Raw genomic sequence first — 9,347 nt, 5'->3', positions numbered from 1 at the left:
TTTTTTTGGCCAAAAATTACTTTACAATAAAAAGTGATATTTTTTTATTGACAAATTGCTGAACCGGTGTTATTCTGGCGGCAGTTAAAGAATAAAAACTTTTTAACAGAAGGAACAATCAAATGAACACAGACGCGCGAATAACCGGGAACCTGACCGAAGAAGTGAAGCGCAAGGCTTTGGAATACGGCGCCGACGCGGCCGGAATCGCGCCGGTGGAACGCTTCAAGAACGCTCCTTTGCGCATGAGCCCGCAGGGGCTTCTGCCCTCCGCGCAATGCGTGGTCGTAGCCGGCATTCACCACCTGGATGCGGCCGTGGAACTGGACGGCGAGCCTTCGCCGCAGGATCTTGGCCCTTACCACACCCAGGGCACCCAGAACGCCAAACTGGACGACATTTCGTTCCGGCTCGGGCGATTTCTGGAAGAAAAAGGATTTCAGGCCCTGCCGATCGCCGCCAGCAACATCTGGCGTTACCACGCCTACAAGGACCTTAAGGTAAATTTTGCGCCCGATCTGGTTCATCGTTATGCGGCCGTGGCGGCCGGCCTGGGTGAAATCGGCTGGAGCGGCCTGCTCCTGCACCCGGAATTCGGCCCGCGCATCCGCGTGGTTTCCGTGGTAACCTCGGCGCCCCTGGCGCCTTCGCCGATGTATGCGGGGAAAGCCCTCTGCGACCGCTGCATGGAATGCGTCAAGCACTGCCCCACCGACTGTTTCCGCAAGGAAGTGCGCGGCATCAATGCGCTTGAAATCGGCGGGAAAACGTTCAAATTCCCCGACACCAACAAATGGCGCTGCGCCTGGGCCGAAAATTTCTGCCTGAATCTTCAGCATGAAATTCCCGAAAAGGTGGATGAAAACACCATTCTGAAATATCTTGAAAAATACGGTCCGCGCGGCGGCGAGGAGGGCAGCTGCCTGAAATTCTGCATGCCGCCGCAAAAACGCGTTATTGACAAAAAATACTGCCGCGCGCCGCGCCGCAAAAAAACAGTTTCCGCGAAAACTTCACCGGAGCTGGCGGGCGATATCAGGAGTATTTTCAAACGAAGCTTCCTTGACCTCATGGCTATCGGCCAGAAAAAGGATTTTTCCGTTTCCGATCCGGTCACCCCCGCCCTGCACCTGCCGGATGTGTCCTCGCTGATTCTGCTCGGCATAAAAAAACCCGCGGGGAAAGAAGAAGAAGTCGTCGCCTGCCGACAGTTGCAATACGCCGCATTTGACATCGCGCATCTGCTGGACATGAACGGCTATTCCGCCACGACTTACACCAAAATTCCCAGCAACCTGGTGGCGCGGAAATACGGTCTGCCAGAACGCGATATGATGTATGTAACCGTCCTGACGAGCGCGCCTCTGCCTTCCGGAGTGGAGAAACTTGAATGTAGGGGCCGCGCTTGCGCGTGCCCGTCTTCAGAACGGTCTCCGACAAGCGGAGACCCTGCAAGATCGGAATTCCCATGCGTTAAATCTATAAAGAACTCACCCAAGCCCGATGCAATCCGCAATTTTTGCCGGGAACAGGGCGCCGACCTGGTCGGCTTTTTCTCGGAAACGCGTTTCAACAAATTCGCCAGAACTTTCACCGGAAAGGTGAAAATTCCGGAAACGCGCGCGATTGTGACCGATACGAATTTCCTGTACACCTCCTTTAATCCGGAAATCGGGAGCGAAGCCACCAGGCTGAAAAAGCCTTCGGAGTGGTTACCGGGCGCAAAGTCGGTGATCGTTCTGGGCATGCATTTCCCGCATACCAGCCTGGACACGGCCAAAATTACACCATCGGAATCGGTGGGGCCTTTTGCCTTTGTGCAATACGACGCGCTCAACCTTCTTTCCGATATCGCCTTCCGGACGTGCCAAATGATCAAAAACGCCGGACACAAGGCGGTTTTGACCCGTGATTTTGACGGCCTGGCTTCCAAGATAAGAACCTGCCGCGGACTACTGCCGGATTTGCGCGCCAACTGTTACGCATCCCTGCTGGCCGGACTGAGTTATCCGGGCCGGCACGGGCATCCGATCACGCCGCAATACGGAGTCCGCCAGAGGTTTATCGCCATTGTTACCGATTTTCAACTTCCGGACGATCCTCTGTATGCGGGCAAAAACGCCTGCCGGGAATGCGGAGAATTGTGCGCCAAGGCCTGCCCTACCCGCGCCATCTCCGGGAACACCACAAAAATCAGCCTGGGAAAAAACAGTTATTCCATGAACAGGATTGACGATTATGCCTGCGACTGGGCCAAACGTTATGTCTTAAGCGGCCGGGAAGGCGGACAATATCTCGGCCTGAAAGTTGACGCGCCGCTGCCGAAAAAACGCACGGTTGAGATTCTGGCGGACACCGTGGCCAAAACAAAATGGGGCGTGCAAAAGCGTCTCCTTGACGTGGTGCCGGAATGCCTCCGGGTCTGTCCGGCGCACAAGACGAAGGCAGATGGTTCCGCAGGCTGAAACTATTAAAGGAAATATGTCATGAACAGCAATGATCTGAAAAAATACGCGAAGGAACGCGGAGCCGACATGGTCGGCATCGCCGCCATAGACCGCTTTGCCAGCCTGTCCCCGGACAAAAATCCGCTGGCTATTTTTCCGGAATGCAAATCGGTGGTTGTGCTCGGCCGCCGGATTCTGCGCGGCTCAATGCGGGGCGTGGAGGAAGGCACCAATTTTAACTCCACCTACAACACCTTCGGCTATAACTGGCTGGAAAACAATTTCCTTTCCCGCACCACTTATGAAGTTACCTGTTTCATTGAAGCGCAGGGCTTTGAAGGCGTTCCGCTCTTCGGATACTACGAGAACGGCATGCCCAAAGGCCGCCCCGTGGCGCCCGGCAAGCCGGCGCCAAACGTCATTCTGGATTATGAATTTGCCGCCCATGCGGCCGGTTTGGGGGAAATCGGACTGGGCGGCTTTTTCATCACGCCGGAATACGGCATCCGCCAGCGGTTTGCCATGATTTTAACCGATGCGGAGCTTTCGGCCGACCCCGTCAGCGCGAAAAAAATATGTGGCGACTGCGGGGCCTGCGCCGCCGCCTGTCCGTTCGGGGCGATTGATCTGAAAAACAAACATACCGCCGGCATTCCGCCGCATACCATGGAAGTTGCCGCGGTTGATTACGAAATTTGCCGCGCCTGTCCGAACGGCGCGCTTCTTGGCGAAGGGCGCGGCAGCCGGCCGGACCGCTGCGCCGCGGCGTGCGGGCGGGCGTGCGTCGCCCGGCTGGAATCGAACGGCAAGCTAAACAATAAGTTTGAATTTCCGTTCCGCAAGAGAACGCCCTGGGTTCTTGATAAATATGCGCGCCCGCTGGACACAAAAAACAATTCAAGCGCTCCCGGCATGGCCGGTTGCTTCAAACAATACGGCAAAAACTGAACGAGGTGCATGCAATCATGAAACTGACCGCAAAAATGGTAAAGGAAGCCGCCATTCGGGCGGGCTGCGGCGACGTGGGAATCGCAAACATTGAACGCTTTGCCAATGCGCCCCGCCGGATGCATCCGAAAAATATTTTTCCGGACTGCAAATCGGTCATTACGATTGTCCAGCCGATCACGCGCGGAAGTTACCGCGGCATCACCGAGGGCACCCACTGGGCCAATTACACCATTTATTCATACAACCGGCTCAACACCCTGTACCGGCCGATTGTTACATATGAAACCGCCTGTTTCATTGAGGATCACGGCTTTGAAGCGGTGCCCCTTTACCCGGGCGGGCCTGAGGCCCCCGGAAAACGGCCGCCCGTCAAACCCGACAGACCGCCGCCCGAAATCAACATTAACGTGCGAATCGCCGGAGTGGCCTGCGGCGTCGGCGAAATCGGCTGGTCAAAAGTGTTTTTGACGAAAAAATTCGGCCCGCGCGTGCGTCTGGGGACGATTCTGACCGACGCCGAGCTTGAACCTGATCCATTGCTTGAGCCGGGCACCCTCTGCAACCGCTGTATGCGTTGTGTTAAGGAATGTCCGGGCGGCGCGATCCCGAAGCCGGGCGAAAAACCGACAATAAAAATAAAGATAGATAACCAGGAATATGAATGGGCCGATGTCCACATGGGACGCTGCACCCTGACCCATCACGGACTCAACTGGGAGGCATCGCCTTTCCTTAAAAAGGACGCGCCCGGTTTCAACCTGGACGTGCGGCATTCCAATATGTCCGAGGAAACCGCCTATAAACTGTGTTATCCGGTGGGCACCTCAAAATGGCCGGCCCGGACGCCGGAGTTCCCCGAAAGCAACGGCGGCGTCATTGAGTATTACAAGCAGATCCTGTCGCATACCGGATATTTCGCCATCTGCGGGGCCAAGGGCTGCATCCGGGCCTGCATGGACAATTTGGAAAAGAAAAAGCGGATCGCGCAGAGCAATTTCAAGACGCCGGTCTGGCCGCGGCCGGCCTGGAAACTGCCGCCGCCGGCAGAGGACCAGTGCGGCGGCATCGCCGAGGGAAAATTCCCGGAACAGTTCAACAACCCCGATCTGAATCCGGGCGGGTGGAAATAGTCGGTTGTCAGCGATTAGCGAGTTGAAGTCCGATGATGCCCGACTGATTCGCGAGCGCCTGCCGCTATGCCGCTGAGTTTCAGCAGATGAAATCCGGTGGCCGGATCAAGGGCGCGTTTCGCATTCAAGCCCACCAGCTCAATGATCACCGCTTCAATGATCAAGTTCACACGCAACCCGGTGCGGCCGCAGCCGACCAGAGTTTTTCCTCCCCGGCCGGCGGCGGCATGCAAATGAAGCTCCGGACCGCGGAGGCCGTTAAAAATCGTGCCAATCCCCAAAATTTCATGACCTTTTCGGAAAGACCGCGTCAGGATCCGCTGTTTACCGCCGCGCCGGCCCGGGCCGACCACCAGTTTCCCGTCTCTGGCACCCCCCAGCAGTATGACAAATGCCGAACTGATTTTTTTATCCCGCGCCAGTTTTTCAATCGCGCCGGGCAGTATTTCGCTATCCTCAAGCCGGGCGACGAATATCCGTTTTATTTTTGCTTCCGATATTTGCATAGCTATTCATGTTGTTTAGGGAACCGAAGGCTATTTCAAGAAAGCGAAGGTATTCAGGTTGACTCGCGCGCGCGCATCCCTCAACGATATTTGACGGCACCGAAACCGCTGCTCTTCGCATCTGGGAAGTCAGCCCATAGATTTCCTCTTTGGAAAACCCTTTTGTTGTCCGATAGATCAAGACTGCCGACTTCGTCGGCCAATTCAAATGCTCTGGGTTTCACATGATTACGCATAACTTCCTCCTACAGGCTAACTGCCTACAGTCTATCCACCTTATACCGATCAATCAACATCTCTCACGGCCAGGTCCTCCTCTTCCAGCCCGAGGTAATGGCCGAGTTCATGCAGAAAAGTGCGCCGCAGTTCGCCGCGAAACCCCCGGCCGCTCTCCCGCCCCTCCTCCCGGATATTTTCAAGGAAAAGTATAATCCGCGGCGGCAAAGGCGCGCCGTTCCCGTTTTCCCGGATAGAAGAACCTATGAACACGCCCAGCGTATCTTCTTCAAGGTCAGAGTCAGACCGGCGCGGGTCCGGTTTTACTTCAAGAATGACGGCGACCTCATCCAGGCTGGAACACAGTTCGGCCGGCAGTCGCCCGATCATTTTCTTAAGCTCGCGCTCGGCAATTTGTTTTAATCCACGCGTATTCATGCAATAAAAAATCACGCCGTCATATGGGCGCAGTTTATAAAGTGCGCCCGAAACCTCTCCGCCTTCGGGAAAAGCCGCTTTTTGATTATGACACGAATTATTTCCGTTTTATACCGCGATTAAAACCGATTCAGCACGCGCGTTCCGCCGGCACCTTGATTTTAATCGCCCGCGGAATGACTTCAATTTCAAAGCGGCCGCGGGCCGGCATCATTTCGCCGTCATACTGGGCGGCCTCCGGGCGCGAGAGGAAAATTTTTATGACGCGGCCCTGGGCATGGCGGGAGACCCGGCCCAGTTTGGCCGCCATTTTCATGATTTCACGGGGATTGTTCCGCAGGGCTAAAAAGTATCGGGAAAGGTAATCATGATGCCCCGTAAAGACAACCGTCTCAAACAAACCGTCATTGGCGAACGAATCGGGGCAAATGACAAATTCCCCGCCGTAAATCCTGGTATTATTGACCACCAGGTTAAAAACCGGGCCGTGGTACCATTCTGTCCCGTCCACAAGGACTTTCGCCATGACCGGCTTATGACGCCACAAGCGGAGTCCCATGCACCAGGTATACAAAAAATTTCCCCTGACGATTCGCCGCAGGAGGGGGCGTTTTATGATTTCCGCCTTATAACGGTTATGCGCGGCGAGAATATGGGAATCAAGGCCGATGGTCAGGGCGTCAACGAAATAAATGTCTCCTATCCGCCCGACATCAAGCGCGTAATCAGCCCCGTGGCGGATGGCGGCAACCGCCGGGCATAAATCATCCGCAAAAATGCTGCCCCTGGCCGCCAGGCCGAATGATTTGGCGATATCATTTCCCGTGCCGAGCGGAATCAGGGCGTAAGGCGGCAGGACGCGTTGCGGATATTGCATCCGGCAGCGCATCAAGGCATTGATGACCTGGGAATGAGTGCCGTCGCCGCCGATTCCGCAGATGGCGCTGTAATGACCGGGGTCTGTTTTCTGGAAGTGCTGAAAAACCGTTTCCGCCGGCGGCTGATCAACCGCCATAAGAACTTCATACGAAATATGAAATGATTCCAGCAGTGCGGCGATTTTCGGCCAGCGCCGGCCGCCCATGCCGTTTCCGGCGGCCGGGTTAAGGATGCAAAGCACATGGTTGGTTTCGTTCATTCTTGACAATAATAAGCTTCCAATATTCTCCATATTAGCTAAAAATGTGTCGATTGGAAACAAAATAGCGACGCATAAATACGGGTATGATCACAAACGCTGGCGCCTGGCGCGAAATTTTATCATGGCTTCCGGTTGATATCTCCCTGCACATAAGCGCCTTCCTGCTGGTCTGTTACAACTGCCTGAAAACCAGGCGGGAATCCGCTTCAACCCTGTTGTGGATTTTTACGGCATGGGCGTTTCCCGTCATCGGCCCCCTGTTTTACCTTTTTTTCGGTATAAACCGCGTGCCGCGCAAGGCCTTGCGCAAACATGAAACCGACCGCCATCTGCAGAGCGAACGGCGTGCCCGCAACAACGTTTCCATATCGGCCGCGGCTCTGTGTTCCGCGCGCGAAACCTTGTCCGCCGGGCCGGACAAAAACGACATACTTTATTTGAACCGCACGCTTGACCGGATTCTTCCGGAAACTCCCCTTTTAGCCGGGAATACAATCGTCCCGCTGGTGGACGGCGCGCAAGCCTACCCCGCCATGCTGCAGGCCATCAACAACGCCCGCCGCCATATCCACCTGCAGACCTTTATTATCGGCAACGACGAAACCGGACGGCAATTCATGGAGGCGCTCGCCGCCAGGGCGGAAGAAGGAGTGAAAGTCCGTTTCCTGTTTGACCGTTTCGGTTCCACCGCCGCGGTGGTCGGCGGTCTGCTGGAACGTTACGTCCGGCGGAAAAACATGCAAATCAGCGGATGGACACAAGCCAACCCGCTGAAACGACCCTTCCAGATCAATCTTCGCAACCACCGGAAAATTATGGTCGTGGACGGCAGGGCGGCATTCACCGGCGGGATCAATCTGAGGGCCGACAATATCGCCGCCGGGTCCGAGAAGTCCATCCGCGACTATCATTTCATGATTCAGGGGCCGGTTGTGCAGGAGCTGCAATATTCATTTTTAAGCGACTGGTATTTTGTGACCGAAGAAAACGCGCGGACGCTTTTAGAGGCGGATCATTTTCCGCGCCCGTCTTCGCCCGGAACGGCGCTGGCGCGGATCGTCAACAGCGGCCCGACCCCCGAGGAAATGGAGGCGATAAAAAAAGTTTTTTTTGAGTGCATCAACTGGTCGCGCCGGGAATTACTGCTGATAATGCCGTATTTCGCCCCCAGCCCGGATATTCTGCAGGCGCTCAAATCCGCCGCCCTGCGCGGCGTTGACGTCCGCCTGCTTTTCCCCAGGAAAAACAACCACCTTTACACCGGCCTGGCGGGCAAGGCGCTCTACGAGGAATTGCTGGGGGACGGAGTCCGGATTTTTGAGCGTGAACCGCCGTTCATGCATGCCAAAGCGCTCGTGGCGGACAGCAAGCTGGCGCTGGTCGGCAGCGCGAATATGGACATGCGCAGCCTGCGTTTGAACTATGAATCCAACCTGCTCGTTTTTGACGATGCATTCGTCCGGAGTTTGCGCGCGATCGTCCGGGCCGACTTCGCCCAAAGCGTTGAAATTGATCCCGACCAATGGCGCCGGCGGCCGCTGGCGCGCAAAATGCTTGAAAACACATTTTACCTGATGACGCCCGTGCTCTGACTCTCCGCCGAATCTTCCGCCGCAAACGCCGGCGTTTGCGGCGGCGCATATTTCCATGGCCAGGCGGGATTCAGCAAACACGTTTTTTTAATTTAAGATTGCAAGAGGGGAGAGATTTCAATATAAAAAAAGCAGTTGTGAAAATCGCCACGTTCAACGTCAATTCCATCCGCGCCCGCCTTCCGGTTGTCATCAACTGGCTGAACGATAACAAGCCGGACATCTTCTGCATGCAGGAAACCAAGGTTCAGGACCATGAATTTCCGGTTCAAGCGTTTATTGAGGCCGGATACCGGATCGTCTTCCGCGGCGAAAAATCCTACAACGGCGTGGCCGTGGCCAGCCGCGCCAAACCTGCGGAATTCCATTTCGGATTTGACGACGGTCTTCCCGCGGATGCAAGCCGCCTGCTCGCGGCAAAAATCGGCGCCTTTTACGTCGTCAACACTTACGTGCCCCAGGGGCGGGAGATTGAAAACGCAATGTATCAATACAAGCTGGAATGGTTCAAAAGACTGCGTAATTTTTTCGGAAAGAAATTCACCCCCCGCGACAAGATCGTCTGGGTCGGAGACCTAAACATCGCCCCGGAAGCGATTGATATTTATAACGCCCCCCTGCAGGAAAACCACGTCTGTTACCATAAAGCCGTCCGGGAAGCGTTCGCGGAGACAAAAGCATGGGGTTTTCTGGATGTTTTCCGCAAGCACCATCCGGAACCCGGACAGTATTCCTATTATGATTACCGCACGCCGAATGCCGTGGCGCGCAAAATGGGCTGGAGGGTTGACCATATTCTCGCCACGGCGCCATTGGCCGCCAGATCCCGGAATTGCTACATTGACCTCAAACCGCGCCTTGAGCCGAGATGCTCGGACCATACAATCATGGCGGCGGAGTTCGCCTGATCACCATGCCGGAAAGGA

General features: G+C 55.5%; 8 protein-coding genes and 1 pseudogene. 5 read left to right on the top strand and 4 right to left on the bottom strand.

Annotated elements, in window-relative coordinates; all coding sequences use genetic code 11:
- Positions 1-122: 122 nt before the first annotated feature.
- The 3 genes from PHP98_07065 to PHP98_07055 are packed head-to-tail and all read left to right on the top strand — an operon-like array spanning position 123 to position 4,528.
- Positions 123-2,465 (top strand): hypothetical protein, encoded by a 2,343-nt coding sequence (locus PHP98_07065; protein MDD5483394.1) that lies wholly within the window; start codon positions 123-125, stop codon positions 2,463-2,465.
- 21 nt (positions 2,466-2,486) lie between these two features.
- On the top strand, positions 2,487-3,395 hold the full coding sequence (locus PHP98_07060; GenBank protein ID MDD5483393.1) for a 4Fe-4S dicluster domain-containing protein: 909 nt from the start codon (positions 2,487-2,489) through the stop codon (positions 3,393-3,395).
- A gap of 17 nt (positions 3,396-3,412) precedes the next feature.
- The gene (locus PHP98_07055; GenBank protein MDD5483392.1) at positions 3,413-4,528 is read left to right on the top strand and encodes a hypothetical protein; all 1,116 of its coding nucleotides are present in this window, start codon (positions 3,413-3,415) and stop codon (positions 4,526-4,528) included.
- A gap of 14 nt (positions 4,529-4,542) precedes the next feature.
- Here PHP98_07055 and PHP98_07050 read toward each other — a convergent pair whose 3' ends face one another.
- From PHP98_07050 to PHP98_07035, 4 genes and pseudogenes are all read right to left on the bottom strand, one after another.
- On the bottom strand, positions 4,543-5,034 hold the full coding sequence (locus tag PHP98_07050) for a DNA-binding protein (protein MDD5483391.1): 492 nt from the start codon (positions 5,032-5,034) through the stop codon (positions 4,543-4,545).
- Between the two features lie 16 nt (positions 5,035-5,050).
- Positions 5,051-5,270: pseudogene (locus PHP98_07045) on the bottom strand (four helix bundle protein).
- A gap of 49 nt (positions 5,271-5,319) precedes the next feature.
- Positions 5,320-5,688, bottom strand: a complete 369-nt coding sequence (locus tag PHP98_07040) for a metallopeptidase family protein (GenBank protein MDD5483390.1) — start codon at positions 5,686-5,688, stop codon at positions 5,320-5,322.
- Positions 5,689-5,818: 130 nt separating this feature from the next.
- Entirely contained in the window at positions 5,819-6,826 is a 1,008-nt protein-coding gene (locus PHP98_07035) for a diacylglycerol kinase family protein (protein ID MDD5483389.1), read from the bottom strand.
- 86 nt (positions 6,827-6,912) lie between these two features.
- Between PHP98_07035 and cls the strand changes: the two genes are divergently transcribed.
- Positions 6,913-8,421 carry a cardiolipin synthase gene (gene cls, locus PHP98_07030; protein MDD5483388.1) on the top strand — a complete coding sequence of 503 codons (1,509 nt, stop codon included), beginning with the start codon at positions 6,913-6,915 and terminating at the stop codon, positions 8,419-8,421.
- A gap of 137 nt (positions 8,422-8,558) precedes the next feature.
- Positions 8,559-9,329 (top strand): exodeoxyribonuclease III, encoded by a 771-nt coding sequence (gene xth / locus PHP98_07025; protein MDD5483387.1) that lies wholly within the window; start codon positions 8,559-8,561, stop codon positions 9,327-9,329.
- Positions 9,330-9,347 lie beyond the last annotated feature (18 nt).

The sequence above is a fragment of the Kiritimatiellia bacterium genome (genome assembly GCA_028715905.1).
In the GTDB taxonomy this organism is placed as follows: domain Bacteria; phylum Verrucomicrobiota; class Kiritimatiellia; order JAAZAB01; family JAAZAB01; genus JAQUQV01.
The sequence above is the reverse complement of the archived record's forward strand: the minus strand, read 5'-3'. Positions and strand labels throughout refer to the sequence as shown.

Excerpts from the sequence above, each read along its gene's own strand:
- PHP98_07060 (MDD5483393.1), top strand. The coding sequence starts at position 2,487 with ATGAACAGCAATGATCTGAAAAAATACGCGAAGGAACGCGGAGCCGAC.
- PHP98_07065 (MDD5483394.1), top strand. The coding sequence starts at position 123 with ATGAACACAGACGCGCGAATAACCGGGAACCTGACCGAAGAAGTGAAG.
- PHP98_07040 (MDD5483390.1), bottom strand. The coding sequence starts at position 5,688 with ATGAATACGCGTGGATTAAAACAAATTGCCGAGCGCGAGCTTAAGAAA.
- PHP98_07035 (MDD5483389.1), bottom strand. The coding sequence starts at position 6,826 with ATGAACGAAACCAACCATGTGCTTTGCATCCTTAACCCGGCCGCCGGA.
- PHP98_07050 (MDD5483391.1), bottom strand. The coding sequence starts at position 5,034 with ATGCAAATATCGGAAGCAAAAATAAAACGGATATTCGTCGCCCGGCTT.
- cls (MDD5483388.1), top strand. The coding sequence starts at position 6,913 with ATGATCACAAACGCTGGCGCCTGGCGCGAAATTTTATCATGGCTTCCG.
- PHP98_07055 (MDD5483392.1), top strand. The coding sequence starts at position 3,413 with ATGAAACTGACCGCAAAAATGGTAAAGGAAGCCGCCATTCGGGCGGGC.